Origin of the sequence: Pseudomonas sivasensis (assembly GCF_013778505.1) — a bacterium.
GTDB lineage: Bacteria > Pseudomonadota > Gammaproteobacteria > Pseudomonadales > Pseudomonadaceae > Aquipseudomonas > Aquipseudomonas sivasensis.
Map to the genome: position 1 here is coordinate 331,019 of NZ_JAAOWU010000005.1, position 25,616 is coordinate 356,634.

Here is a 25,616-nt window from a genome sequence, read left to right on the forward strand (position 1 = left end):
GGACTACCTCGCGGACTCGGAAAAGACATAGGCAAACTCGCCGTTTTCCACGCTGACCCCAACCTGGCTGGCCGGGATGCCCTGTAACAGACGATCGAGGAACTCGCGGCTGATTGCTGGCAGCAAGCAGTTGGTCAGGATTGAGTCAATCATCCGCCCACCACTTTCCAGCTCGGTGCAGCGGCTGGCAATCAACTGCACCACGTCATCGCTGTACGTGAAGGGAATCTTGTGGCTGTCAGCGATGCGCTGCCTGATCCGCTCCAGTTGCAGGCGGATGATGCGGTCGAGCATGGCGTCGCTGAGGGGGTAATACGGGATTACCACTAGGCGTCCGAGCAAAGCCGGCGGGAAGACCTCCAGCAACGGCTCACGCAAGGCTTTTGCGAGGGCTTGCGGTTCTGGCTTTGCCAGCGGGTCACAGCACTGGCGGGCGATCAGGTCAGTGCCGACGTTGGTGGTCAGCAGGATCAGGGTGTGCTTGAAGTCGATGACTCGCCCCTCACCGTCTTCCATCCAGCCCTTGTCGAACACCTGGAAAAACAGTTCGTGCACATCCGAGTGCGCCTTCTCCACTTCGTCCAGCAGCACCACGCTGTAAGGCTTTCGCCGTACTGCTTCGGTGAGCACGCCGCCTTCGCCGTAGCCCACGTAACCAGGCGGCGCGCCCTTGAGGGTAGAGACGCTGTGGGCTTCCTGGTATTCGCTCATATTGAGGGTAATGACGTTCTGCTCGCCGCCGTACAACGCCTCGGCCAGGGCCAGGGCTGTCTCGGTCTTACCCACCCCGGAGGTGCCGGCGAGCATGAACACCCCCACCGGTTTGCCTGGATTGTCGAGGCCCGCGCGGGAGGTCTGGATACGTCGCGAGATCATCTCCAGCCCATGATCCTGACCGATAATGCGCTGGCCCAAACGGTCTGCCAGGTGCAACACGTTCTCGATTTCATTCTTGACCATGCGACCCACGGGGATGCCGGTCCAGTCCTGTACTACCGCCGCGACGGCCTGTTCGTCGACGTTGACCAGGACCAACGGAGTCTCGCCTTGCAACAACGCCAGTTGGTCCTGCAATTGACGCAGTTCCAACCGGCCCGCTTCAGGTTCATCGGCATCCACATCGACCAACCGGCTACGCAGACGCAAGATCTGCATGACCAGCGCCAGCTCACTGTGCCAGCGGCTGCCAAGGACCTTCAGGCGCTCGCGCTCGGTCGCCAGCAACGCATCGACCGATGCACAACGACTTGAGGTTTGCGCCCCCATGGCGCGTTCACGCTGGATGATCGCCTGCTCGGTTTCCAGGCATTCGATACGCCGGCGGCTGTCATCGACTTCCGCCGGGGTGGCGTGCAGGCTGATGGCGACGCGGGCGCACGCGGTGTCGATCAGACTCACCGCTTTGTCCGGTAACTGGCGCGCTGGGATATAGCGATTGGACAAACGCACGGCCGCTTCCAGCGCCGAATCGAGGATCTGCACCTGATGGTGCTCCTGCAGGCTGAAGGCAAGACCGCGCAGCATCAGCAGCGCGCGGCTTTCATCCGGCTCATCGACCTGCACCGTCTGAAAGCGCCGGCTCAGGGCCGGATCTTTTTCGATGTGTTTTTTGTACTCGGCAAACGTGGTTGCGCCCAAGGTACGCAAGGTGCCACGGGCCAGGGCCGGCTTGAGCAGATTAGCCGCATCGCCGGTACCCGCGGCGCCACCTGCGCCTACCAGGGTGTGGGTTTCATCGATAAACAGCACCACCGGTTTGACGCTGGCTTGAACCTCATCGATGACCGAGCGCAGGCGCTGTTCAAACTCACCTTTCATGCTCGCACCGGCCTGCAACAGGCCGACATCAAGGGCCAGCAATTGTACGTCCCGCAGGCTAGGCGGCACGTCGCCACGGGCGATGCGCTGGGCGAATCCTTCCGCCACAGCAGTTTTGCCCACGCCCGCCTCGCCCACCAGCAGCGGGTTGTTCTGGCGACGGCGCATCAGGATATCGATGACCTGCCGGATCTCTTCATCGCGTCCGACGATAGGGTCCATCGTGTTTCGCCGCGCCTGCTCGGTCAGGTCGACAGTGAAGCGCTTCAGGCCTTCCTGACGGTCGGGCGCCAGTGCACCGACAGCCTCACCCGGCACCTGGTACCCGTCGCTGGCCGTCATGCGGGCCTCGGGCGAATCCTTGAGCAACGCGCCAAACTGCTCGCTGAGATCGTCGGTCCTGACGTTGTTGAACTCCCGGGACACACCATACAAACCATTACGCAATGCCGGAGTTTTCAGCATCGCCAGCAGCAAATGGCCAGAACGCACCTGGGACTCACCCAGCATCAGGGTCGCGTAGACCCAAGCACGCTCCACGGTTTCCTCGACCTGCGAGGACAGGTCCGTCACCGAGGTCGAGCCCCTAGGCAAACGATCTAGGGCGGCAGTGAGGTCCCGGTCCAACACCACCGGATCAATGCCGTAATGGCGGACCAGGCGCAACAGGTCCGAATCGGTCAATTGCAACAACTGCTGCAACCAGTGCACCAGCTCGACATAGGGATTGCCGCGCAGTTTGCAGAACACAGTGCTGCTTTCAATCGCCCGGTAGCACAGGCTGTTGAGCTTGCCGAAAAGCGCGACGCGACTGATATCAGCCATGGGCAGTTCCTTGAGAAGAAAATGAGGGTCGAGGCTTGATCAGCAATTGCCGATCATCCCGCTGGGGCGCTCTGCTGCTCAGCCAACTGGTCCAGCCCAATGACGTGGACCCCAGGCGCAAGCGAGGCCGGTGTTCTTTCTTGACGATCAGGTTGACGTCCCAGTCCATCGCCATGCCGACGTACTGACGCACCCAATCCTGCACCCGTTGCAGGCTGTCGCCACCGGGCAGCAAACGGCGGGTTTGTGTCAGGTCCAGAGGGCCAATCAGCAGGCGAAACTTGTGTTGGGCATTCCAGACTTTCCGGCCCATGACCGTGGCCTGGCCGAGCACCACCGCATCCGGACCGCTGCGCAAGGTGCACAGCCCGTCACGGGGCAGGGTCATCCAGTGGCCGACAAATTGCTCGACCTCTACGGGAACGCCAAGGTAGTCGCCAAGCAAGGCGGCCAGGCCTTCGGCATTGCGTGTTTGCGGTCCCAGGCGACCGGCGAAATGCAGCTTGGCGAGGTCCACCACGCCGTCGCGCGCCTGCAGCGACGGTAGGCCAATACCGAGCAACGATCCCAGGTAGTTGGCAAACCGGTCCGCCCCCGGACGGTCCAGACTCACCGTTGGCTGGGCACTGGCCCAGGCGCGATAGAACAGGCTGATCATGCGGTGATGAAACACGTCGCAAAATGCCGCCAGCGTAGGGTCGTTGAGGTTGCGTTGACGGTCGCGAATGTATTCGGTGAGGTGAATCGGCAACGGGCCATTGGCGCCCATCAGGCCGAAGAAATTGAGCAGCAGTTTAGGCGTGTCGCCGGGTATGAGGCCCGCAATCATTGCCGGCTCAAACGCCAGCGAAGAATGCTGGCCGAAACGCACCGCCTCGTCCGCCGGGCGCGTGGCCTCGCCGATACGCGGCAGGTGCGCAAAGGCGCACTCCAACTGGCGCAATGCCGCGTAGAAATCAAACCGACCCGGATGCGCTTCAAGCTCGCTGAGCAGGCTCAGAGGATCTCGCATCTGCCCACCCGCGCAGGCCACTGCATGATTACGCCGCGTGACGCGCTCACGATCCGCGTCTCGGTGAATGAGTTGAGCGACACGTACTTGGCGAAAAACTGTTCCAGCACCGAGCCCAATACACAGACGCCTGCACCCTCGAACGCAGACTCATCCACGCTCACACTGATCTGCAAACCTCGCCCATAGGTGACGGGTCCAGACAATGGCAGGCGCCGCACGATGCTCTGCGCAGTCACCGAACGCACGCCTTCGATCTGTTTATGTGCAACGGCATCGTCGACGCGGCAATACAGGCGCAACATGTCACGCAAGGCTACAGCGCCCTGCTCCGTGTCCTGGTCCAGCAGTGACAGGTAGTTAAGGGACAAATGGCTGACCAGACGCCATGCGGTATCGCCTTCGGCATACGACGGCGCGGGCACCGTGGGCCCTGCCACGCAACGTACCGACTGCACCGGCGCAGCGGATTGGACGCTGAAGTCGGTGCTGCCACTGCCCACCGGCATGCTCAGCACCAGGTCGCGGTTGCTGCACAGGGCGTCGATGCCCAATTGGCGCAGGTCGCTGCGGTGAGGAGCCTGCTCGCCGTCCACCAGCGACACGAATACCTCGCTGCCCCCATAACTGGAGCGCGGGCCTCGGCTGCGCTGCTGTTCGGACAAAACCCGCGTGTCGCGCCGTACCTGGTAGTACGCACGCGGCGGCGTGCGTCCCTGCAGGTCGTTGGCGCGGTAGAAGGGTTCGAATGTCTGACTGGCCTCGGCGCCACTGCCGTAACCGGTCACCCCTTCAATTTCGTAGATCTCGTAATCCATTGACCGTGTGCGGTCGGGGCTCACATGGTATTCAGAGCGCTGTTCATCCAAGTGCACACGCTCGGTGCGCATCGGGAACAGGTTGATCGCCGGCGTGCAATACAGCGCGAAATTGGCGGCACTGAGGTTTTGCTCAAGTAACGGGTCTGCCGTCTTGAACAACACGATCAGCTCCAGTTGCTCGGCGGTGCAGCGGCTGACACTGCTCGCCAACCCCACCACGTCGACGAACATGAAGCGTTGCGGCAAGGCGAAGTATTCCTGCAACAAGCGATAACCCTGGAACGAACGCGGCCCGATGGGCAGCAAGGCTTCGCTGTCGCTATAGCCCACGCTGCGAATCGCACTGTTGGGCAGCAGCTGATGCCAGTCCCCAGACGCTTGCATGGGCATGACCAGAACACCCGCCACTTGGGCCAACAGCTGTTCAAGAACCCGCGCGGGCGTGCCGTCCCCGCCACGGATGTGCAGCCGCAGGGTGTCGAGGGCCAGGTCGCTGAAAGCCAGGCCAGCCCCGACACTCAAGCGCAGGCGCAACGCGGCCTTGACTGCGCCGAGACGTGACAGGTCAACCCCGGCCACCTGCGTGCTGCAGGCGAAATAGCGCGCCTCGACCAACTCCACCGGCCACAGGGTTACCTCATGGGCAGTGCGAAACTCGCAGGCGGTCTGGTCCCCCTTGCCCAACTGGCTGTGCAATGCCGTGTGGCGTGGCACCTTGAAGCCGGCGGCCAGGCTGCCCTCGCCCATGTCCGGGTGCAGTTGCACCACCGCCATCGATGGCGTTGGCGCCAAGTAGTGTGGGTAGATCAGTTCCAGCAGGTGATGGGTAAATTGTGGGAATTGGGCATCAATCTTCAGTTGCACCCGTGCGGCGAGAAAGCTGAAACCTTCCAACAGCCGTTCAACATAGGGGTCGGCACAGGCGTAGGTTTCCAGCCCCAGGCGGCCGGCAACCTTGGGGTAGTCGCGGGCAAATTCACCGCCAACTTCCCGCAGATGCGCCAGCTCACGCTCGTAATAGCGCAGCAGTTTTGCGTTCAACGCACGTCCCTTGTCTCAATATCGAAGATCCGCGCCTCGCCTGCTTCCAGGTCGAGTTCGGTCTTCAGGTACAGGCGCTCGGGCAACGGTTGGCCCCAGAGTTCGCCATGAATTTCAAAGGTCATCTGGTTGGGACTGATGGTTGCACCCGAGGAGGCAACCGGCACGACACGCAGGCTTTCGCGCAAAATCCGCGGTTCGAAATCCCAGATCGCCTGGCGAATGCGGCGTCCCAACGCTTCGCGGTCCAGGCCGGCAGCCGTCTTTCCCGCGAGATCGGGCAGCCCGAAATTGAGCACTGATTGTCCCGCCAACGGGCACTTCCTCAGGTCGCGAAAGCTGCCCAGACTGGTGCTGTTGAGCAGCCACCCCAAATCGCGTAATACCGCCTTGCGCAAGCGGCGCATGGACAACACGCGCTTGTCGCGAGGCTCGAAAACCTGCGCGGTGTCGTCATCACTCAAGCGATCGAGCAAGGACGGTTGCAAACGTTCGAGACTGGTTAGTTCAGCCATGCGCTGAGGCCTCCATCGACAGGACGGCGGGCGGGCGAACCCACCCACCGTCGGGCATCCGAATCAGATCTTCTGATTCTTTTCCAAGTCCCACTTCTTCGGCGTACCGGTGATTACCGTGTCACCGTTGAAGGCGTCATAGGCGTAGCTGATGGTGGTGAAGTTGATCGAAAGGGTTTCGGCAGGCCGATCGCCAGTGCTGCTGGCGGAGTAAGCACTGATAATCGCGCCGCCCAGGATGATCTTAAGAAACACTTGCTGTTTTTTGTCCGCGCCGCCCGTATGGACAAAGTGGATCTCGGCATCGCCCAGGCTCTTGCCGCACACAGCCTGCATAAACAGATCAGCCGAGGCCACGTCGGCCAGTTTGGTCACGGAAATTTCCGAGAACGAAGGGTTGCTGGTGTCACGGTCAGCACCGCCGCCACTGGAGGAAATCGCTCGGAAAACCCCCATTTGGATAGCATCGAGGGTGATCCAGTCTTTGTGACCGTCGACGGTGGAAGTGCCTTTGATTGGGGTGCCTTTAAAGTTCAGCAGGATCATGGTGAGTACCTTTCAGGTTGAACAACGGGGTTATGACGCTTGGGTTGAAGGCAGCCTGGAGACCAACCGCAAGGACACGGTCAAGCCTTCAAGCTGGTAGTGCGGACGCAGGAAAAACTTGGCGCTGTAGTAACCGGGGTTGCCTTCGATTTCTTCCACCACGACCTCGGCCCCCGCCAGCGGCTTACGCGCTTTATCGGCATCGGTCGCGGTCGCCGGGTTGTGCTCCACGTAGCGGCCAACCCAGTTGTTGAGCCAGGTCTGCATATCGTCGCGCTCTTTGAATGAACCGATCTTGTCGCGCACGATGCACTTCAAGTAGTGAGCAAAACGGCACGTGGCAAACAGGTACGGCAGACGCGCTGCCAAGTTGGCGTTGGCGCTGGCATCCGGGTCGTCGTACTCCGCCGGTTTGTGCAGGGACTGGGCGCCGATGAAGGCCGCCAGATCGCTGTTTTTTTTGTGCACCAGAGGCATGAAGCCGTTCTTGGCCAGCTCGGCTTCGCGCCGGTCGCTGATGGCGATCTCGGTCGGGCAGGTCATGTCCACACCGCCGTCGTCAGTTGGGAAGGTATGCACCGGCAAGCCCTCCACGACGCCGCCGGATTCGATGCCGCGAATTTGCGAACACCAGCCATAGTGTTTGAACGAACGGTTGATATTCACGGCCATGGCGTAAGCCGCGTTGGCCCAAGTGAAATCCTTGGCGTCGGCGGCGTCGGTGGTTTCTTCAAAATCGAAGTCTTCCACCGGATTGGACTTGGCACCGTAAGGGGCACGAGCCAGGAAACGCGGCATGGCCAGGCCCACGTAGCGTGAGTCTTCACTGGCGCGCAAGCTGCGCCACGCCGCGTGCTCCGGGGTCTGGAAGATTTTGGTCAGGTCACGTGGGTTGGCCAGTTCCTGCCAGGACTCCATGAGCATCACGCTGGGGTCAGCGGCGGTGATCAGCGGGCAGTGCGCGGCGGCACTGACACGGGCGATCTGGGTCAACAGCTCGACGTCCGGCGCACTGTTGTTGAAGTAGTAGTCAGCGACAAAGGCGCCATAGGGCTCGCCACCGAACTGGCCGTATTCCTCTTCATACAGTTTCTTGAAAATCGGGCTCTGGTCCCAGGCCACTCCTTTGAACTTGCGCAGAGTCTTATGCACTTCGTGCTTGGAAATGTTCATCACCCGAATCTTCAGGGACTCGTCGGTCTCGGTGTTACTGACCAGGTAATGCAAGCCGCGCCAGGCGCTTTCCACGGCCTGGAACTCCTCATGGTGGAGGATATGGTTGACCTGTTCGGTGAGCTTTTGGTCGAGGCTGGCGATCAGGCCTTCAATCGTGCCGAGCACGTCATGGGACATCACCTGCGTGCCTTGCAGCGCCTGTTCCGCCAGGGTGCGCACGGCGGATTCCACGGCGTCCCTGGCTTTGTCGGTCTTGGGCTTGAATTCTTTTTGCAGCAGGCTGGCGAAGTCACCGGCGTCGAATGCCGTGGCCGGAGCTCCCTGTTCGGGTTGTTCCGATTGCGTAGTGGACATGACGGTATCCTTGAATTATGGGCAACAGCGTCCCCATACCGGGGCAAACGAGGCGCCGGCAGAGACCACGGTCATTCAGTTAGTCGGGTTGTTGGGGGGCCGCGCACAGGGCCTGCATCACACTCGGATCGCTGAGCACTTTGGCCAGCAATTCTTCGGCCCCTACCTTGCCGTCCATATAGGTCAGCAGATTCGACAGCTGGCGGCGCGCGGCCAACAACTGATTAAGGCTGGGCACCTTGTTGGCGATTGCACCTGGGGAGAAGTCGTCCATGCTCTCAAAGGTGATCTCCACCGGCAGGTTGCCCTCGCCCGTCAGGGTATTGGGCACCTGGAATGCCACACGGGGCTTCATGGACTTGAGGCGTTCGTCAAAGTTGTCCACATCGACTTCCAGAAACTTGCGCTCGGCTACCGGCGGCAAAGGCTCGGCCGGTTTGCCGGAAAGGTCTGAAAACACGCCCATCACGAAGGGTAACTGCACGGTTTTTTCCGCGCCGTAGATCTCCACGTCGTATTCGATCTGGACGCGCGGCGCACGATTGCGGGCGATAAACTTCTGGCTACTTTCTTTGGCCACGGAACTGGCTCCGGTGAGTGGAGTGGATAGATGAACGTTCAGTTGTCGTTGGTGCGGATGCCGCTGACCTGCGCCAGTTGCGCAAGTCCATCGGGCGCCAGGTCTTGCAGCAACTCCATGAAATTCTTGTCGATCAGTGTTTTTGCCCGTTGCAGCAGGAACGGCACCGGGCTCGCGGGCTCATGGGTATGAAAATAGCTGCACAGCCGATCGATGACCTGGCGCGCCTCTTCGCGGCTGCGGATCTCGCCGAACAGTGCCTGCGGTGCGGCCACCTCTGAGGTAGCAACAGTGGCGGCAGCCGCTTCGACTGGCGCAGGTTCAAGCAAGAACCGGCGGACTATTTCAGCGGCGCGACGCAGTGGAGCGACCAGTCCATTGAGGTCGATGGCGCGACCTACGCCGACTTTTTCCGTCAGCCACTGCTCAATCTGCAGGCTGTGCGCCAACGCCTGGGTCAGCGCAAGGTGAATGGCCTGTAGCTGTTGCGCATTGGCATCGACAAGCGCCCCTTCGATCATCGCCAGGCTCGGGTGATTGCCCTCGCCGCCGTGCTCGACAATCGCCAGATCGATCATTCTCAAGCTGACCGCGCCGATGCCTCGTGCGTTGATCAACGGCGCATCCAACATGTCGCGTACCAGGCCGTTGGGGGCACATAGGAACGCCAGGACATTGATGCGCAACAGCGGGTCATGGCCATCCTCCGGGTCGAGCCTGGGGTACAGCCCGTCCCAGCAATTTTCCAACAACCCCTGCACCAGCCCCAGGCCAGCCGACAGGCCGGCGATGCCGTGCACGTTGAGTTCGGCGCGGGTGGCCCAGATGGCCAGGCGCAAATCGCGGCTACGCTCCAACATCGGCAGTGCGAGGGCCATGACGCGCTTCCAGTTCGGCTCGATGGCGTCGGTAACGGTGTCGCCGTACTGAACCTCGGGTTTACCCAGTGCCTCTTCTTCAAGTTCTAAGAATTGCGCCGAATATTCAAAGTTCTGGCCACCGCCATCGGCCTCGCTCAGGGGCAAGCACAACAGGGTGAAATCCAGTGGTTGAGCTTCGGTGGGCGACCCCATCATGTGTCCCTCGGGCAAATGGCTCTGGCAGTAGAGCCGCGAGTCGGGACGTCGAATCCAACGGTTCAGAAAACTGAGCCTGTTGGAGCCCCCGCGCTACGCCTACTGCCGAAAATATTCAGCGTGGGCGGATTTATATAGCGATGGGACCACACGAGAATGCAGGCAGTGTCATTGCGGGGCGTAGGATTAAGCTGCGAATGCAGCGCTTGTGAACAGAGAACGCGCACTCATAAATGGCGTCGCCTGGCTTTAGGTCGGCCACCCGCCGGCCATTGCTTGAGCCAGTGACGGCTGCACCGGCACGCGAATACCGAAGGTGTCCCTCAGCAAGGCCGTTAGCTCTTGCGCGTTGTTCAGCAGCCGTTTTTCGCTGGGCTGATCCAGGAAATGGATCGCGTAATGCGCGTTGTTCAAGGTATGGCGTTTGCCGGGCGCCAGCAGTGCGACTTTCAATTGGCCCAAGAACGGCGAGTTCGGGTGGGTCGAGACATACCAATTACCGATTTCGTAATCGATGGCTCCCTGCACCTGCAAGTCGAACACATACAAACCACGCCACTCCCCGGCCACTTCGGCCCATAAGGTGTAACTGTTCTCCCCTGCATTGAACGTCAGGCGATAGGGCTCATGGGCGGTGGCCTGCACGGCCTCAGTGTCCAACTGCAACGGACTGCTGGGCACCATGCCGCCAAAGCCTACATCGGTGATGTAACGAACCCCGTCCAGGGTCACCAGGCTCAAACGATGGGTGCGTGCCGTGCGCGCGTCCGGCGGTCCGCCCATCACCACCCGACCGGTAATGCCACGGGCCTCGAAACCCAGTTCCTGCAGCAGCGCGAGGAACATCTGGTTCAACTCATAGCAATAGCCGCCGCGGCCATCGAACAACACCTTTTGCTCGACGCTGGGCAAGTCGATCGGCACCGGCAGGCGCAGCAGGGTCGACAGGCTTTCAAAGGCGAAGGTGCACACATGGCGCAGTTGCAGATCCCGCAGAGTTGCCAGGGTGGGCGGTGGCGGCGAATCGTATCCCAGGCGCTGCAGGTACAGATGGCTATGGTTGAGGCGGGTCATGGCACGGTCCTTGGGCGCAGTAAGAGTGCGTCACTATGCCGCGTTCACATGCAAACTGTCATTTTGAATGAACCTTTTTGAACGCTTCAGCCTCCATCTATAACAAGACAGGGAGGCAACATGAGTACCGCAAAAATCTACACCATCCACTACCAACTGCACGGTCAACCGAAGTCCTTTGTGGTGCGTGCCGAAGTGATGAATAACGCCGAGGCCTGGCACTGGGCAGCGGTCGATGCCGACATTGCTCATGTCAGCCGTATCGGCCGCGTTGGCCACGAGCAAGTGAAAAAAACCACCCGGCCCTGGGCGGAGAAGTTCGGGATTACCGACGTTTCCTGGACGCCACCTAAATAAACGAAGGCCCCGCTCAATGGCGGGGCCTGATTACCTATTACGCTGTTATTTCTTTAAGTCGCCCAACGGATCGTAGGGCGGCTTTTTTTTCGCCTCGTCCTTGTCCTTTTTATCCAGCGGGGCAATCGCCGGACCTACCGGATCAACCTGCGGATCAGCCACATCCGGCGAGTCGGGGTCAAATCCCAGCTCATCCTTGCCGCTGGCGTGTTCGTTAGAGGGGGGCCCATCCGAGCGCTTGTTCATCATGGTCTCCTGTTAGAGCGGGCGAGCTTTGTCGTGGAGGTTTTCCAAGTCTTCTTCGACGCGCTCCACATCATCATGGTCGTCACGCTCTTTCGGGTCATTGGGGCGCAAGGCATCGTTGTCGCGCTCTTCTTCACCGGGTGTGCGATCAGGGTCGGGTGTACCGGGCGGTGGTTGCTTGTATTCGGGCATGGTGGTTCACCTCAAAGGGACTACATTCGTTTAGAGAAACTGCCACAGATCATGGTTCAACTTGATTGCCCCACCGCTGACCGCTGACCATGAGAAGATGCCACCCCCTACCCGCCCTGGAGACCTGGACCGGATGTTCGAGCTCAAACCCTGCGACCCCGTCACCTACCGCCAACAGACCCGCCGCAGCACGTTGATCGTGGCCGTGCTGTTCATGGCCTTGGCCATGCTGCTGTCGACCCTGGCGGTGATGCTGTTCGGCGAACCCGGCGGTGATAACTTTCGCTTCAATGTCGGCGGTGTGTTCGCGGGGGTGCTGATTACCGTCGCCCTGGTGCGCGGCCCGTTCTGGTCCAAGTCGTGGCTGGCCGCTGCGGTGTACGGCTGGCAGCTCAAGCGCACGCTGATGCGCGTGACCAATGTGATGCACACCGTCACCGAACGTGCGCAGGCCAATGATCCGACGGCCATGAAAGTGCTGCGTTTCTATCACCTGGGGCTGACGCAGATGCATGCACTGGACGCCAACTCCAGCGCCCAGGCGCAACTGGTAGGCGAAATGGACGCGCATAAAGCCAGGATGCAGACGCTGGGAATCGACACCGAACAGACCCGTTTCGACCCCGCGTGGCTGGACGGTTTGAAAAGCGTTTAAATCATCTGCCTCGCCAGCAGAACAACGCACTCACCGCAATCGCCGCCCCCGCCACGCCAAACACCAGCGGCGCCGACGCCACCGGCAGCAGCAGACCCGCCAGCAGCGGCCCCAGGCCAGCGCCGATGTCGCGCCAGACCGCATTGGACGCCAGCGCCGACACTCGCATCGAACCGGGGTTGCGCTCGGCGACCAAGGTAGTCACCAGCGGCAGTTGCAATGCGCGCAGCACCAGCACCGCAGCCGCGCCGACGATCACCCAATAGCTGCCGAATGCGCTCAAGGCCAGGGCACTCAAGAACGAAAACAGCAGCAACATGGCGGTGGCGCCAAATCGCTGCGCCGCGCGACCGCCCAGGGGGCTCAGAAGCATTTCCGAGACGTAGCGCAGGGCCATTAAGCCACCAGCAATCAGCACCGCATCGCCGCCGAGAATTTTCTGGGCCTGGATCGACAGCCCAAAGATAAACAGCCCGTCCAGCGCCACGCCTTCGATAAACGACCACAGTGCCACGCTGTCCGGCCACTTGAAGCGACGCCCTGGTGTGCTGTGCAAATCATGTCCGGCGCTGGGCAAGCCGCGCGCCATCCAAAGGCCTATCAGGCAGCAACCGGCGAGAATCACAAAGATCGGACGCGGCCCGGCCCACAGCGTCAGCCAACCACCGAACGGCAACGCCAGCATCGGTCCCCAGGCGATCAAGGCCCGCGAACGCCCGGCCCGGCGCGCGGCGCCCTCTGGCTCAGCGGTGGCCAATACCTGGGTCGACAGGTTCAACGCGGCAAAACACAGGCCCCACACCAGCCGCAACCCGAGCAACGCGGCGAAGCCGGACAGCACCGAATTGCCCAGGGCACACAGCGCAGCGGCACCGGCGGCGATCATGCAGGTCAGGCGATCGCCGTTGCGCGCATAGAAATTCAACACATGCCGGTAACCGAAAATCCGCACCAGGCGGTTGGCCGCCAGCAACACCCCGGCCTGGGCCAGGGTAATGCCAAAGGCCTGGGATTCCATGGGCAACAGCAGGTAGAGCAACACGTCGCTGGGCAGGCACAACGCCAGGGTCAGCGCGGCGCGGCGGGAGGTGGTGTCGGCAGTGCGTTGGGCCTGACTGGACATAAATCTGAAACATCCCGAAATATTCAGGTCGCCACGGTAGCCTTAGCGAACCGCGCTTTACAACGCCCCGTCACGTCTTTTTCCCATAGGGCAGCAAACGCAAACCGCTGGCCACGCTGCCCACCAGCGCAAATGCGCAGCCCAGCCACAACGCAGAGTGCGGGCCGCTGGCCATGAACAGGTGGAAACACAACGCCACCAGCGAGGCGCCCAGCGTCTGCCCCAACAAGCGCGAAATCGCCACGATGCCACTGGCCCCGCCGCTGCGCGCCAGCGGTGCACTGGTCATCAACGCCTTGAGATTGGGCGACTGGAAAAAACCAAAACCGGCGCCGCACAAGGCCATGCGCCAACCGATATCGAAGGCCGACGCGCCGGTGTCCAAGGTCGCCAATGCGGCCATGCCCAGGCTCAACATCAGCAGGCCGATGCCGCACAGCAGGCCCAGGGACACACGGTCGGCCAGGCGCCCGGCGACCAGTGCCATCACCGCCACCACGGCAGGCCACGGCGTCATCAGGAAGCCGGTTTCCACCTGGCTATGGCCGAGCACTGCTTGCAGCAGAAATGGCAGCGACACGAAGGCCAGGCCCTGGGCACTGAAGGCGCAGATCGCAGTGAGAGAAGACAAGGCAAACACCGGCCGCTTGAACAGGTCCAAGGCGAGCATCGGCGCCGGATGACCGGCCTGGCGACGCAGCAACAAGGTGCCGCACAGCAGCGCCACGGCAATCAAGCCCAGGGTCAGTGCGCCTTGAGCGCCGTGCACCGCTGTGCCAAGGCCCAAGACCAACAAGGCGAACAAACCGGCACATAACAATGCCGCCAGCCGGTCAAACGCATGCCCGGTGATGGGGAGAACGGGCAGTGAACGCACGCCGAGTGCCAGGGCCAACAGCCCCAGCGGCACATTGATCAGGTACAGCCAGTGCCAGGTCGCCACTGACAGGATCGCCGAGGCGGCGGTCGGCCCCAAGGTAAAGGCCAACCCCACCACCAACGAGTTATAACCAAGGCCGCGCCCAAGCATTTTCGACGGGTAGATATGCCGCAGCAACGCCGTGTTCACACTCATGATCGCCGCCGCCCCCAGCCCCTGCACCACCCGCGCAGCCGTCAGGGTCTCCAGCGAACCTGCCAACCCGCAAAACAGCGACGAGACGATAAACAGCAGCAACCCGCCAAGGTACACACGGCGATGCCCCAGCACGTCACTCAGCGACGCAAACGGCAGCACCGTGGCAATAATCGCCAACTGGTAGGCGTTGACCACCCAGATCACCGAGGCGGAATCGGTGCCAATCCCTTCGGCCAGTGTCGGCAGTGCGGTGTTGACGATGGCCGTGTCCAACGTCGCCATGCCGATCCCCAGGGAGATCGCGATCACGGCAGGCAGGCGTTTGTTGAGAGGCAGGCCATCGGCGGCAGAAGACATGAACGATCCACGCGGGTGATAAGGCTGCCAGATTAAGGGCAGCGCTGATTTTTTTCAGCCGCGGATCAGTTGCCTGTCGACAATTTCATGTTCGCCAGCGCGCTCAGGTCCAAATGCCCGCCTATAACCGGCGGGCACCAGTAGTAACCACCGGTCAACGGCGTGCTGATGCGGTACAGCCCGTCGACAATCCCGTCTTCCAACCCGCTCATCCGGCGCAGTTGTGCTTCGAAAGCATCGAACGAGTGGCCGAACGCGAGGAACATCAACCCCGCCTGACCGTTCTCGGCCCACGGCATCGAGCGGCGTACCACGAAGGCTTCCGGGGTAAAGCTTTCCTGGGCGGTGCGTTTGGTGTGGGCGGATTCGGGGGCGTCGTCCAGCTCTTCGTTATCGCCATGGCGGCGGCCGATGATGTGGTCGCGCTCCTGGGCGGGCAAGGCGGCGAAGCCGTCGAGATCGTGCTGCCATTGCTGGATCGCAGCGAAGCTGGCGCCGCTGTCGGTCAGCGCGGCGTCAACGGCGGCGTCGTCGTGGGGGTTTTCGGTGCCGTCTTCATAGTCGGTGAGGTCAAAACCGGTCTTGTAGCGAAAGCCTTCGGTTGACTGCACCAGGCCAAACGCCGGGGCCAGGGCCTTTTCATAGGCACGGCTGCGCAACAGCAGTTCACCGCGATCCACACCGTGCAGCCACACCCACAGTGCCTGCTGGGTGGACGGATTATTCGCACCCGGGCCGCTGACCGCCGGGAATGGGCGCAGACCATCGATGTGCGTGCCCAGTGCATTTACCAGCGGTTCACCTAAACCGACCACTGCCGCCGAATCCACCAGTTGCACCAGCGCGTCCAACGCGGCCGGTACGGCTTCAAGGGTTTGCACGGCAAAAAACAGATGGCGTGCCTGCAAAGGCACCGGTGCGGCAAGAATGCCCGGCTGGTAGTGACTCATGTGAACTCCTTCAAGAAAGGCGCGCAGTTTACCCGCGGTACGTCATCGTGCGTAGGAGAAAGCGCGCAAGCCTTGCCATAGAGCCCTCTGTTGGGTGACTCTCTAGTCATGTTTTGAAACTATTCCAGGGGTAGCGACATGACCACCAGCAACCTGCTCGCCCAGCTGTTTCCAACGTCCGTGGCCGATATTCCCGAGCAATTCCGGCTTGAAGCGCCCATTGAACAGCGTGATTACCTGGTCGATGGCCAGTTGCAGGTGTGGAACGGCCCGCTGGCCCAGGTGCAGAGCCCGGTGCAGTTGGGCGACAGCCGTGTGGTGATCGGCAGCACGCCGCTGCTGGACGCCGACACCGCCCTCACCGCCCTCGATGCCGCCGTGCGCGCCTACGACCGGGGCCAGGGCGAATGGCCAACCATGCGTGTGGCGGACCGTATCCAGCATGTCGAAGCGTTTTTGCGCCGTATGCGCGAACAGCGCGATGCCGTGGTGACGCTGCTGATGTGGGAAATCGGCAAGAACCTCAAGGACTCGCAAAAAGAGTTCGACCGCACCTGCGACTACATCACCGACACCATCAATGCCCTCAAGGAACTGGACCGTCGCAGCAGCCGCTTCGAACTGGAACAGGACACCCTCGGGCAAATCCGCCGCGTACCGCTGGGTGTAGCGCTGTGCATGGGCCCCTACAACTACCCGCTCAATGAGACCTTCACCACGCTGATCCCGGCGTTGATCATGGGCAACACCGTGGTGTTCAAACCGGCCAAGCTCGGCGTGCTGCTGATCCGCCCGCTGCTGGAGGCGTTCCGCGACAGCTTCCCGGCCGGAGTGATCAACGTGATCTACGGCAGTGGCCGTGAAACCGTCAGCGCGCTGATGGCCAGCGGCAAGATCGATATCTTTGCGTTTATCGGCACCAACAAGGCCGCCAGCGACCTTAAAAAACTGCACCCCAAGCCGCACCGTTTGCGTGCTGCACTGGGCCTGGACGCGAAAAACCCCGGCATCGTGTTGCCCGAGGTGGACCTGGACAATGCCGTCAGCGAGGCCGTCACCGGTTCGTTGTCGTTCAACGGCCAGCGCTGCACCGCGTTGAAAATCCTGTTTGTGCATGAGGATGTGGTCGACAGCTTTATCGAGAAATTCAACGCCAAGCTGGCGACACTCAAGCCCGGCATGCCATGGGAAGACGGCGTGTCGCTGACGCCGCTGCCGGAAGTGGGCAAGGTGGATTACCTCAACGATCTGGTGGCCGATGCTCAACAACACGGTGCCCAGGTGGTGAATGCCAACGGTGGCACCAGCCGTGGTTCGTTTTTCTACCCGGCCGTGCTGTATCCGGTGAACCCGCAGATGCGCGTGTACCACGAAGAACAGTTCGGCCCGGTGGTGCCGATCGTGCCTTACCGCGATCTGGAGACGGTGATCGAGTACGTACTCGACTCGGACTTCGGGCAGCAATTGAGCATCTTCGGCACCAACGCCGTGGCAGTCGGGCGTCTGGTGGACACCTTTGCCAATCAGGTTGGCCGGATCAATATCAACGCCCAATGCCAACGCGGGCCGGACACGTTCCCATTCAACGGGCGCAAGAACTCGGCCGAAGGCACGTTGTCGGTACATGACGCCTTGCGGGTGTTCTCGATCCGCACCCTGGTGGCCACCAAGTTCCAGGAGAGCAACAAGGCGCTGGTCAGCGACATCCTGCGCAACCGCGATTCGAGCTTCCTGACCACCGATTACATTTTCTAGAGGAACGCGAGCAGTTGATTAACCTGCATTTGCCTATGTTTGCCCGGCGCCTGCTGCGCCCGTTGCTCGACCCGTACCGTCGCTATCGCCATGCCAAGCTGATCCACGCCGTGCGCGTGTCCATTGGCTTGCTGGCGACGATCCTGCTGACCACCGGCATCAACCTGCCCCACGGTGAGTGGGCGTCGGTGACCATGCTGATCGTGATCGGCGGTTTGCAGCACCACGGCAATATCGGCAAGAAAGCCGTGGAGCGCGCCTACGGTACTTTGATCGGCGCCAGCGTCGGCTTGTTGCTGGTGGTGCAACAGGCCTACTTCGGTCTGCCGCTGTTGACCTATTTGCTGATGTCGGTGGTGTGCGGGTTCTTTTCCTATCACGCCATCGGCAAGGGCGGATACATCGCCCTGCTGTCGGCGATCACGGTGTTTATCGTCGCCGGCCACGGCGACAATCCGATCTCGGATGGTTTGTGGCGCACGGTCGATATCCTGATTGGCATCGTGCTGGCCCTGGCGTTTTCCTTCGCCCTACCGCTGTATGCCGTGTACTCGTGGCGCTACAACCTGGCCAGTGCTTTGCGCGACTGTGCGGCGATTTACAGCAGGATCATCAACGGCCAATCGGTCACCGATGATGAACACCTCAAATTGTTGAACCGCTTGAATGCCGCGATGGTGCAACTGCGCTCGCTGATGCCGTCGGTGTCCAAGGAAGTGCGCATCTCCATGACCGAACTGGACGCGATCCAGCGGCATCTGCGCATGTGCATCAGCACCCTGGAAATTCTCGGCAACACGCGGCCGGACCCGCGAGATGAACAGGCCACTGCGCGCATGCAGATGATGTTGAAGGCCGAGCACCGGCAGATTCGTGTGCAGTTGGTGGGGATGGCGCGGGCGCTGAAGTCGGGGGTGACAGAGCGGTTGGAGCGGCCAAGCCATGCCGGCGTGAGCGAGCCGGCGCTGGATACGCCGGTCTACAGCGCGTTGGACGGTTATCGGTTGCTGACGGTGCAATTGGCGGCGAATGTGGATGGGATGCGCCAGCGGCTGGCTAAGAGCGCCGGGCGCTGGAAGATCTAGAAAGCTGGTCCGTTGACGTGTACCCAGCATCTACACCTTCACACTTTCTCCTACATATTTTTCACGTTTTATTCACATCCCGGGACGTAGGGTGAAGCCTCATCCGTTACAAACGTTGTACATCAAGCCCGCCGCCCCAGCGGGCTTTTTTTTGCCTGGGATTTGACTTAACGCGAGGCCTTGGCAGCGGGCGCGGCCGCTTGCTCACGAATGGCACGCTGGGTATCCAGCACCTTCGCCAACGCGGTTTCCGCTTCCGGGCTTTGCTGCGGCACACGAATCGCCGCCGAGACCAAGGTGATCAATTTGGCCATCACTTCGGCATCCGTCGCCGGGCGGCCCAGGCTCATGGAATTCATCAGCAGGCGCAGTTCGGTGCCGGCCATCACCCCGGAAATCGCCTTGAGGGCAAATTGCAGGCGCACGCCCAGCTCATTGCGCGGCAGATCTGGCAAGGCCAGGGCGAACGCTTCGAAGAAGCGCTGGAACACCGGCTGGTAATGCACCTTGAGGTATTCCTGGATGAACGGTGAGGTGTCGCTGTACACACGACCCAGGAAACGGATGAACGAACGCCCTTCCCCACTCGCACTGGCCGGATCGCTGCGCTCCAGGCCCATGGCCGGGGCGAACAGCACGCCTAGAAGGGTATCGCAATCGAGTGGGCCATCAGACTCGGCTTCGCAGCGCGCCAGCAGTTCCAGGCGCTGCTCGTTGAGCGGTTCCAGGCGCTGCATCAGCAGGGTTTTCATCAGGGAATCCTTGTCCCCGAAGTGGTAGTTCACAGCGGCCAGGTTTACTTGGGCTCGCTCGGTAATCTGCCGTAACAACACTGCGTCATAACCGTACTTAATAAAGAGCGCCTCTGTCGCATCCAGCAATCGAGTCTTGGTAATGTTTGGAGCGCTGAGTTTCTTCGCGACCATAAAGGGTTCCACGGCGGAAATATTGTTTTAAAAAATAATTTGATTTTTTATACCGGGGCGGCCGGTCGAAAGCAAGTGGGGATACACCGCCATACGATTCAAAGCCTTGGCCAGCGGGCATTTTGAGGGTGATCCGGGCAATTTTGGCGGCCCCTCACACCGTCTTATGTAATCGTTTCAAAGGGTAAAACCGCTCTACATCCATGGCTGGCGAAGCGCTGGGAACACGGTTAGTATTCAAACAATATTTTAAAAACAAGAAATAAAACCAGTCCGTGACGCGTACCTGACAACTCCCGAACTTGTTACAAGGATTTACCGGGGGACATGACGGCAGCGTCGAGACTGCAGGCGTAGTCATGATGACAGATACCCCCGCGCACCCAGGCTTGATCTCCCTGCAAGGCATCGGCAAACGCTATCAGTTGGCCGGGCAAGAGCTGTCCATTCTCAATGACGTGTGCCTGTCCATCACCCGCGGTGACAGCTGCGGCATTCTCGGCGCGTCCGGCTCCGGTAAAAGCACCCTACTCAATATTCTTGGCCTGTTGGACTTGCCCAACTGCGGCCAGTACCACTTTGCGGGCCACGATATTTTCAGCGCCACTCCGGATGAACTGGCGGCGATCCGCAACCAGCAGATCGGTTTTGTGTTCCAGAGCTTCAACCTGCTGCCGCGCCTCAGCGCCTTGGACAACGTCGCCTTGCCGCTGAGCTATCGCGGTGTGTCGCGCCACGAATCGGTGGAGCAGGCCCTGCGCATGCTCGAACAAGTGGGTTTGGCCGACCGCGCTCACCATCGCCCCGCCGACCTTTCCGGCGGTCAGCGCCAACGCGTTGCTATCGCCCGCGCGCTGGTGGGCAAACCTTCGGTGATCCTGGCCGACGAACCCACCGGCAACCTCGACAGCAGCACCGCTCAGGACATCATGGACCTGCTGCTGGCGCTGAACCGCGAGCAACAGGTCACGCTGATCATCGTCACCCACGACGCGACTATCGCCGAGCGACTGGAACGCAAGATTCTGGTGCGCAACGGCGTGGTGCACGAGGTCGGTCGCCTATGAGCCTGCGGGTCGAACAGAGCCTCAGCCAATTGCTGCATGAAGCCTTCATCAGCCTGCGCACCCTTGGCAAGCGCTCGGTTCTGGCCCTGCTGGGCATCGTGATTGGCAGTTCGTCGGTGGTAGCACTGATCAATATCGGCCATAACGCGGCAGTGGATGCCGCGATGATTTTCAAGGACATGGGCACCGACACCCTGGTGGTGCAGTTCCCGCCCAAAGGCAACAACAATGTGCCGATGCGTACCCCACTCAACCTGCAAGCGGTGCGCGAGGCCGTGCCAGGCATCGCGCATATCGGCGCACTCAGCCTGTTCAGCGGTCCCATCGTGTTCCATGGCCGCACAGCCAACGCCAACTTCGTCGGCGGCACAGCGGAGATTCCCCAAACGATGCGCCTGGAACTGCGACAAGGGCGTTTTCTGTCGAGCTACGACGCCAACGAAACCTATGGCGTGATTGGCGACCAGGTCGCCCAGGCACTCGGGGCGCCGGGCGATCCCGTGCAACTGGGCGACCGGGTGCGCATCAACGACTACCTGTTCCTGATCGTCGGCATTCTGCACAACCAACCGCGGGCGATGCTGATGCCGGTGCAGGCCAACGAGTCATTGTTCATCCCCGCCGAAGGCATGCGCCGTATCTACGCCACGCCGCAGATCAGCAATGTGATCATCCGCGCCGCGCCCGGCCAGGACATGGAGCACATCGCCCGGGCAGCCGCCGACGCCTTGCAGACCCAGCTCACCGAACACACTGTCGACATTCAGGTGCCCCAGCAAATGATCGACGGCATGACCCGGCAAAGCCGCACCTTCGCCTACCTGCTACTGGCCCTCGGCGCGATTTCCCTGGTGGGCGGTGGCGTGGGGGTGATGAACGTGATGCTGATGAACGTCTCGGAGCGCCGCCGCGAGATCGGCATTCGCATGGCCTTGGGCGCTCGCCAGCGGGATATCCGCAACCTGTTCCTGCTCGAAGCCGTGACCCTCACCGCCGTCGGCGCGCTATGCGGCGCGGTGCTGGGCATGAGCGCTGCCTGGCTCTACGCCTGGCTGTCGGGCTGGGAGTTCGCGCTGGCGGCTGCCGCCCTGCCCCTCGGCGTGGGCAGTACATTGCTGGTGGGTTTGTTCTTCGGCCTCTACCCGGCAGTTTCGGCCTCGCGATTGCAACCGGTGGAGGCCCTGCGTGATGAGTAAATGGCTCTGGTTGCTCGCGCTGATCAGCCTGCCCGGCGTGGCGGCCGATGTGGTCATCCGTCCCTCGGCCCCCAGCAGCCCCCGCAGCGTGTCGTTGAACGCCCAGGTCACCGCGCTGACCCTTGGCGACGCGGTGTACCTGGGCCTGCGCAACAACCCGGCAATCCGCAGCGCCTACCTGCAACGGGTGGCGCAGAAGTTCGACCTGCGGGTCGCTGAAGACGTGTTCAACCCCAAGCTCACCCTCAACAGCTATTACCGCGCCACCCGCGGTTCCCAGGACAGCGCACGCAACACCAACGTGGCGCCGGCCACCAGTTTGCTCAGTGAGTACGGCACCCGACTGAGCATGGGCTGGACCCAGCAACTGAACAACGCCGACCGCGCCGGCCGTTACCGCAGCGACGGCCTGGACCTGGCGATCATCCAACCGCTGCTGCGCGGTGCCGGCTGGGACGCCACCACCGCGCCGCTGCGCCTGTCACGCCTGTCGGAACAGGCCAATCGCCTGAACCTCAAGGCCACCGTGGCGCAGACCATCAGCCAGATCATCGCCACCTACCGCGAACTGCTGCGCGCCCAGGAACAACTGCTGATCGTGCAGGAAGCCCTCAAACGCTCCGACACCTTGCTGAACGTGAACAAGGCGCTGATCAGCGCCGGGCGCATGGCCGAGTTCGAAATCGTGCAGACCGAAGCCGATATCGCCACCCAGCAGTTGGGCGTGGAAGAAGCGCAAAACCAACTCGATACCAATCGCATGGCGCTCCTGCGTCTGCTGGCCCTGGACCTGTCCACGCCGATTCGCGCCACCGAAGCCCTGGAGGCCAAGCCCATGCAGATCGACAAGCGCCAGGCCTTCACCCTGGCGCAAACCCAGCAACCGGAGTACCTCGCCGCCCTGCTCGGCAGCCAGCAGGCCGACCTCGACCTGGTGATCGCCAAAGACTCCGGGCGCTGGCAGGTGGATTTGGTGGCCGGCGCGAACCAGATTCGCGACAACTACAATAACGACGCCGGCAGCAGCAATAACCGCACCTGGGACAGCTACGCCGGGGTGCAGGTGCAGATCCCCATCGGCGACATCAGCACACGCCAGGCCGAAGTGCGTGCGCGGGTGAATGTGGAGGATCAGGAAATCCGCATCACCGACGCCCGTCAGGAACTGGAGCGCAGCGTCAACGATGTGGTGCGCGACCTCGGCACCCGTTGGCGCCAATATGAAATCTCCCAGCGTGCGGTGGAGCTGTCACGGCGCAAGATCGAGATCGAGCGGGAAAAGCTCAGTGCCGGACGTTCCACCAACTTCCAGGTGCTGAGTTTCGAGACCGACCTGCGCAACGCCGAAAACGCGCAGCTCAATGCACTGATCGCTTATTTGAACGCCCAGACCCAGCTCGACTTGACCCTGGGCATGACGCTGGAAAGTTGGGAAATCACCCTCAATGACTACTAATCGAAAACGCCTGCTGGGCGCTGTAGTGATCCTGCTGCTGGTCGGAGCGGGGCTGGCGTTGCGCAGTCCTGCTTCCAGTCCCGCCAGTACCGCCGAGCAATGGCTGGCCATAAAACCCGACCCGCTGGTGCACCAGATAGGTCTGGTGGGCAAGATCGAGCCCGACACCACCCTCATCCTCACCGCCCCGTTCGACGGCAACGTGCAGGCCAACCTGGTGGAACAAGGCCAACGGGTCGAGGCCGGTCAGGTGCTGCTGCGCATGGACCCGGCCACCCTCCAAGTGCAACTGCGCGACGCACTTTCCGCCCAGCTCAAGGCCCGGCGTACCGTGCAGGAGATGCAAGACTGGGAGAGCAGCCCGGCAGTCAGCCGTGCCCGCCGCAGTCTGCGCACCACCGAGATGAATGCCGGCAACACCCAGCGCAAACTCACCGAAAGCGACAACCTGTTCAAGCGCGGCATCATCCCGCGCAACGAACTGGACGAACTAAAGCAGCAAGCCCAGCAGCAACAGCTGGACCTCGCCTCCGCCCGCAGCGAACTGCAACAGGCGCTCGATCAGGGCAAAGGCGAATACCGCCAGATTGCCGACATGGAACTGACCAACGCTACGGTGAAATACGAGGCCCTGCGCACGTTGCTCGAAGGCCAGGAGGTCAAGGCGCCGTTTTCCGGCATCGTGGTACCCGCGCCTGGCAATAACACACCTCAAGGCGGCGGCATTACCAACGCCCCCATCCAAGTTGGGAGCAAGATCAGCCAAGGCCAGGTGTTGTTCGGGTTGGCGAACATAGAACGGCTGAAAATCGTCGCCAAGGTCTCGGAGTTGGACATCAACCAATTGCATCAGGGCCAAGCGGTGGAGGTCATGGGCGATGGGTTTGATGGCGAGCGGCTGACTGGCTCAGTCAGTGTGGTCAGCGGGTTGGCGATGGCCAGTGACAGCCAGGGCAGTGCGCAGTTTCCGGTGACGCTATCGATCCCCAAGCTGACGCCCCAGCAGTTGCAGCGGGTGCGGTTGGGGATGAGTGCGCGGTTGACCATCATCACCTACAACAATGCGCAGGCGATTGTGATTCCGAGCGAGGCGATCCAGGCGGATATGACGGTGGAGTATCGAGAAGCGATGGATAAGCCGGTGGAGCGGGTGAAAGTGACCACCGGGCAATCGACGGCGCAGGGGGTTGAGGTGTTTGGCCTCAAGCCTGGCTTTGTGAAGACCTCAAGATAAATGGAGATCCCCTGTGGGATGGGCGGTACGACGGTTCGACTTGCTCCCGATGGCAGAGGGTCAGTCAAAGCTGCATAAACTGACACACCGCCATCGGGAGCAAGCCCCCTCCCACATTTGGACGGAGTTGGGCCTGAGAACCCGGTCGGCTCTCAGGCCGCCACGCTCTTGCTTTTGATCTGAAATCGCCCCGTCACCCACGATGCCCGGCATTCCGGCCTTTACAAAAGTGACCCGTTGTAAGAGCGGAACCACTAGCCGCCTAGGCTCGGTGTGCCCGCACTCAGGCTTGAATCCGTGGGCCACCGCGCTGGGACATCCATGGCCCAGTGCGTCTAACCCGGCGTCCTGCCGGGTTAGCCACGGATTAAAGCCTGCGTTCGGCCAGCGTGTTTGACGGGGCGCCTAAGATCACAATCAAAAAGCGCAGATCAAAAGACCGCTGAATTCGTCTGCGCAAAGGATGTAAGAGCCAAATCAAAAGCAGATCCAAGACAAGGTGAGGCCTATCTGATCTATGGAGATCAAACTGTGGGAGGGGGCTTGCTCCCGATGGCGGTGGGTCAGTCACAGCTGCATAAACTGACACACTGCCATCGGGAGCAAGCCCCCTCCCACATTTGAAATGAGTTCAACTTAAGAACCGGTCGGCTCTCAGGCCGCCACGCTTTTGCTTTTGATCTGAAATCGCCCCGTCAACCACGATGCCCGGCATTCCGGCCTTTACAAAAGTGACCCACTGTAAGAGCGGAACCACTAGCCGCCTAGGCTCGGTGTGCCCGCACTCAGGCTTGAATCCGTGGGCCACCGCGCTGGGCCATCCATGGCCCAGCGCGGCTAACCCGGCGTCCTGCCGGGTTAGCCACGGATTAAAGCCTGCGTTCGGCCAGCGTGTTTGACGGGACGCCTAAGATCACAATCAAAAGCGCAGATCGAAAGACCGTTGAATTCGTCTGCGCAAAGGATGTAAGAGCCAAATCAAAAGCAGATCCAAGACAAGGTGAGGCCTATCTGATCTATGGAGATCAAACTGTGGGAGGGGGCTTGCTCCCGATGGCGGTGTGTCAGTTATGCAGCTGTGACTGACACACCGCCATCGGG

Annotated in this window: 23 protein-coding genes; 8 read left to right on the forward strand and 15 right to left on the reverse strand. The window is 61.3% G+C overall.

Annotated features, from left to right (window positions below):
- Positions 1-3 precede the first annotated feature (3 nt).
- The 9 genes from tssH to G9Q84_RS12455 all read right to left on the reverse strand — a co-directional run bounded on the left by tssH (position 4) and on the right by G9Q84_RS12455 (position 10,838).
- Complete coding sequence (gene tssH, locus G9Q84_RS12415; RefSeq protein WP_181643417.1) at positions 4-2,643, reverse strand: type VI secretion system ATPase TssH; 2,640 nt, start codon at positions 2,641-2,643, stop codon at positions 4-6.
- Positions 2,636-3,655: a type VI secretion system baseplate subunit TssG gene (tssG, locus tag G9Q84_RS12420; RefSeq protein ID WP_032889704.1), complete on the reverse strand. Its 1,020-nt coding sequence runs from the start codon at positions 3,653-3,655 to the stop codon at positions 2,636-2,638. Before tssG ends, tssH begins: the two co-directional genes overlap by 8 nt.
- On the reverse strand, positions 3,640-5,517 hold the full coding sequence (tssF, locus tag G9Q84_RS12425; protein WP_181643418.1) for a type VI secretion system baseplate subunit TssF: 1,878 nt from the start codon (positions 5,515-5,517) through the stop codon (positions 3,640-3,642). Before tssF ends, tssG begins: the two co-directional genes overlap by 16 nt.
- The gene (tssE, locus tag G9Q84_RS12430) at positions 5,514-6,032 is read right to left on the reverse strand and encodes a type VI secretion system baseplate subunit TssE (protein WP_095184434.1); all 519 of its coding nucleotides are present in this window, start codon (positions 6,030-6,032) and stop codon (positions 5,514-5,516) included. The genes tssF and tssE overlap by 4 nt, the downstream gene beginning before the upstream one ends.
- A 63-nt stretch (positions 6,033-6,095) precedes the next feature.
- Positions 6,096-6,578 (reverse strand): Hcp family type VI secretion system effector, encoded by a 483-nt coding sequence (locus G9Q84_RS12435; RefSeq protein ID WP_032889711.1) that lies wholly within the window; start codon positions 6,576-6,578, stop codon positions 6,096-6,098.
- A 30-nt stretch (positions 6,579-6,608) separates the two neighbouring features.
- Positions 6,609-8,108 carry a type VI secretion system contractile sheath large subunit gene (gene tssC / locus G9Q84_RS12440; protein ID WP_032889713.1) on the reverse strand — a complete coding sequence of 500 codons (1,500 nt, stop codon included), beginning with the start codon at positions 8,106-8,108 and terminating at the stop codon, positions 6,609-6,611.
- Positions 8,109-8,187: 79 nt separating this feature from the next.
- A complete protein-coding gene (tssB, locus tag G9Q84_RS12445) occupies positions 8,188-8,688 on the reverse strand; it encodes a type VI secretion system contractile sheath small subunit (RefSeq protein ID WP_032889715.1) in 501 nt (166 codons plus the stop codon).
- Between the two features lie 38 nt (positions 8,689-8,726).
- Complete coding sequence (tssA, locus tag G9Q84_RS12450; RefSeq protein WP_242461430.1) at positions 8,727-9,764, reverse strand: type VI secretion system protein TssA; 1,038 nt, start codon at positions 9,762-9,764, stop codon at positions 8,727-8,729.
- 249 nt (positions 9,765-10,013) lie between these two features.
- Positions 10,014-10,838 (reverse strand): arylamine N-acetyltransferase family protein, encoded by an 825-nt coding sequence (locus G9Q84_RS12455; RefSeq protein ID WP_181643419.1) that lies wholly within the window; start codon positions 10,836-10,838, stop codon positions 10,014-10,016.
- Positions 10,839-10,958: 120 nt separating this feature from the next.
- Between G9Q84_RS12455 and G9Q84_RS12460 the strand changes: the two genes are divergently transcribed.
- Positions 10,959-11,195 carry a DUF6555 family protein gene (locus tag G9Q84_RS12460; protein WP_032889720.1) on the forward strand — a complete coding sequence of 79 codons (237 nt, stop codon included), beginning with the start codon at positions 10,959-10,961 and terminating at the stop codon, positions 11,193-11,195.
- 45 nt (positions 11,196-11,240) lie between these two features.
- Here the strand turns inward: G9Q84_RS12460 and G9Q84_RS12465 are convergent, their stop codons facing one another.
- Together G9Q84_RS12465 and G9Q84_RS12470 are read right to left on the reverse strand one after the other, a co-directional pair.
- A complete protein-coding gene (locus G9Q84_RS12465) occupies positions 11,241-11,441 on the reverse strand; it encodes a DUF6021 family protein (RefSeq protein WP_032889722.1) in 201 nt (66 codons plus the stop codon).
- 12 nt (positions 11,442-11,453) lie between these two features.
- Positions 11,454-11,633: a hypothetical protein gene (locus G9Q84_RS12470; protein ID WP_032889724.1), complete on the reverse strand. Its 180-nt coding sequence runs from the start codon at positions 11,631-11,633 to the stop codon at positions 11,454-11,456.
- A gap of 133 nt (positions 11,634-11,766) precedes the next feature.
- Here G9Q84_RS12470 and G9Q84_RS12475 point away from each other — a divergent pair, with 133 nt between their 5' ends.
- Positions 11,767-12,288 (forward strand): DUF3087 family protein, encoded by a 522-nt coding sequence (locus G9Q84_RS12475; protein ID WP_181643420.1) that lies wholly within the window; start codon positions 11,767-11,769, stop codon positions 12,286-12,288.
- A 1-nt stretch (position 12,289) separates the two neighbouring features.
- Here G9Q84_RS12475 and G9Q84_RS12480 read toward each other — a convergent pair whose 3' ends face one another.
- The 3 genes from G9Q84_RS12480 to G9Q84_RS12490 all read right to left on the reverse strand — a co-directional run bounded on the left by G9Q84_RS12480 (position 12,290) and on the right by G9Q84_RS12490 (position 15,796).
- On the reverse strand, positions 12,290-13,411 hold the full coding sequence (locus tag G9Q84_RS12480) for an MFS transporter (protein WP_032889729.1): 1,122 nt from the start codon (positions 13,409-13,411) through the stop codon (positions 12,290-12,292).
- Between the two features lie 70 nt (positions 13,412-13,481).
- Positions 13,482-14,846: an MFS transporter gene (locus tag G9Q84_RS12485; RefSeq protein WP_181643421.1), complete on the reverse strand. Its 1,365-nt coding sequence runs from the start codon at positions 14,844-14,846 to the stop codon at positions 13,482-13,484.
- 65 nt (positions 14,847-14,911) lie between these two features.
- A complete protein-coding gene (locus G9Q84_RS12490; protein ID WP_181643422.1) occupies positions 14,912-15,796 on the reverse strand; it encodes a Dyp-type peroxidase in 885 nt (294 codons plus the stop codon).
- A 138-nt stretch (positions 15,797-15,934) separates the two neighbouring features.
- Between G9Q84_RS12490 and G9Q84_RS12495 the strand changes: the two genes are divergently transcribed.
- Both G9Q84_RS12495 and G9Q84_RS12500 read left to right on the forward strand, forming a co-directional pair.
- Positions 15,935-17,551: an NADP-dependent glyceraldehyde-3-phosphate dehydrogenase gene (locus G9Q84_RS12495; RefSeq protein ID WP_032889737.1), complete on the forward strand. Its 1,617-nt coding sequence runs from the start codon at positions 15,935-15,937 to the stop codon at positions 17,549-17,551.
- Between the two features lie 23 nt (positions 17,552-17,574).
- Positions 17,575-18,636, forward strand: a complete 1,062-nt coding sequence (locus tag G9Q84_RS12500; protein WP_032890043.1) for an FUSC family protein — start codon at positions 17,575-17,577, stop codon at positions 18,634-18,636.
- Positions 18,637-18,803: 167 nt separating this feature from the next.
- On the opposite strand, the gene G9Q84_RS12505 is transcribed toward G9Q84_RS12500, so the two are convergent.
- A complete protein-coding gene (locus tag G9Q84_RS12505; RefSeq protein ID WP_032889739.1) occupies positions 18,804-19,562 on the reverse strand; it encodes a TetR/AcrR family transcriptional regulator in 759 nt (252 codons plus the stop codon).
- Between the two features lie 359 nt (positions 19,563-19,921).
- Here G9Q84_RS12505 and G9Q84_RS12510 point away from each other — a divergent pair, with 359 nt between their 5' ends.
- From G9Q84_RS12510 to G9Q84_RS12525, 4 genes are read left to right on the forward strand one after another with little or no spacing between them, the layout of a single operon-like run.
- Positions 19,922-20,629, forward strand: coding sequence for an ABC transporter ATP-binding protein (locus tag G9Q84_RS12510; protein WP_032889741.1), 708 nt, complete (start codon positions 19,922-19,924; stop codon positions 20,627-20,629).
- Entirely contained in the window at positions 20,626-21,825 is a 1,200-nt protein-coding gene (locus G9Q84_RS12515) for an ABC transporter permease (protein WP_032889744.1), read from the forward strand. The genes G9Q84_RS12510 and G9Q84_RS12515 overlap by 4 nt, the downstream gene beginning before the upstream one ends.
- On the forward strand, positions 21,818-23,281 hold the full coding sequence (locus tag G9Q84_RS12520; protein WP_032889747.1) for a TolC family protein: 1,464 nt from the start codon (positions 21,818-21,820) through the stop codon (positions 23,279-23,281). Before G9Q84_RS12515 ends, G9Q84_RS12520 begins: the two co-directional genes overlap by 8 nt.
- The gene (locus G9Q84_RS12525; protein ID WP_095184426.1) at positions 23,271-24,515 is read left to right on the forward strand and encodes an efflux RND transporter periplasmic adaptor subunit; all 1,245 of its coding nucleotides are present in this window, start codon (positions 23,271-23,273) and stop codon (positions 24,513-24,515) included. Before G9Q84_RS12520 ends, G9Q84_RS12525 begins: the two co-directional genes overlap by 11 nt.
- Positions 24,516-25,616: the final 1,101 nt, after the last annotated feature.

Bases quoted from the DNA above. Each gene is read 5' to 3' on its own strand.
- tssH (WP_181643417.1), bottom strand. From the start codon at position 2,643: ATGGCTGATATCAGTCGCGTCGCGCTTTTCGGCAAGCTCAACAGCCTG.
- tssG (WP_032889704.1), bottom strand. From the start codon at position 3,655: ATGCGAGATCCTCTGAGCCTGCTCAGCGAGCTTGAAGCGCATCCGGGT.
- tssE (WP_095184434.1), bottom strand. From the start codon at position 6,032: ATGGCTGAACTAACCAGTCTCGAACGTTTGCAACCGTCCTTGCTCGAT.
- G9Q84_RS12435 (WP_032889711.1), bottom strand. From the start codon at position 6,578: ATGATCCTGCTGAACTTTAAAGGCACCCCAATCAAAGGCACTTCCACC.
- tssC (WP_032889713.1), bottom strand. From the start codon at position 8,108: ATGTCCACTACGCAATCGGAACAACCCGAACAGGGAGCTCCGGCCACG.
- tssA (WP_242461430.1), bottom strand. From the start codon at position 9,764: ATGATGGGGTCGCCCACCGAAGCTCAACCACTGGATTTCACCCTGTTG.
- G9Q84_RS12455 (WP_181643419.1), bottom strand. From the start codon at position 10,838: ATGACCCGCCTCAACCATAGCCATCTGTACCTGCAGCGCCTGGGATAC.
- G9Q84_RS12460 (WP_032889720.1), top strand. From the start codon at position 10,959: ATGAGTACCGCAAAAATCTACACCATCCACTACCAACTGCACGGTCAA.
- G9Q84_RS12465 (WP_032889722.1), bottom strand. From the start codon at position 11,441: ATGAACAAGCGCTCGGATGGGCCCCCCTCTAACGAACACGCCAGCGGC.
- G9Q84_RS12470 (WP_032889724.1), bottom strand. From the start codon at position 11,633: ATGCCCGAATACAAGCAACCACCGCCCGGTACACCCGACCCTGATCGC.
- G9Q84_RS12475 (WP_181643420.1), top strand. From the start codon at position 11,767: ATGTTCGAGCTCAAACCCTGCGACCCCGTCACCTACCGCCAACAGACC.
- G9Q84_RS12480 (WP_032889729.1), bottom strand. From the start codon at position 13,411: ATGTCCAGTCAGGCCCAACGCACTGCCGACACCACCTCCCGCCGCGCC.
- G9Q84_RS12485 (WP_181643421.1), bottom strand. From the start codon at position 14,846: ATGTCTTCTGCCGCCGATGGCCTGCCTCTCAACAAACGCCTGCCTGCC.
- G9Q84_RS12490 (WP_181643422.1), bottom strand. From the start codon at position 15,796: ATGAGTCACTACCAGCCGGGCATTCTTGCCGCACCGGTGCCTTTGCAG.
- G9Q84_RS12495 (WP_032889737.1), top strand. From the start codon at position 15,935: ATGACCACCAGCAACCTGCTCGCCCAGCTGTTTCCAACGTCCGTGGCC.
- G9Q84_RS12505 (WP_032889739.1), bottom strand. From the start codon at position 19,562: ATGGTCGCGAAGAAACTCAGCGCTCCAAACATTACCAAGACTCGATTG.
- G9Q84_RS12510 (WP_032889741.1), top strand. From the start codon at position 19,922: ATGATGACAGATACCCCCGCGCACCCAGGCTTGATCTCCCTGCAAGGC.
- G9Q84_RS12515 (WP_032889744.1), top strand. From the start codon at position 20,626: ATGAGCCTGCGGGTCGAACAGAGCCTCAGCCAATTGCTGCATGAAGCC.
- G9Q84_RS12520 (WP_032889747.1), top strand. From the start codon at position 21,818: ATGAGTAAATGGCTCTGGTTGCTCGCGCTGATCAGCCTGCCCGGCGTG.
- G9Q84_RS12525 (WP_095184426.1), top strand. From the start codon at position 23,271: ATGACTACTAATCGAAAACGCCTGCTGGGCGCTGTAGTGATCCTGCTG.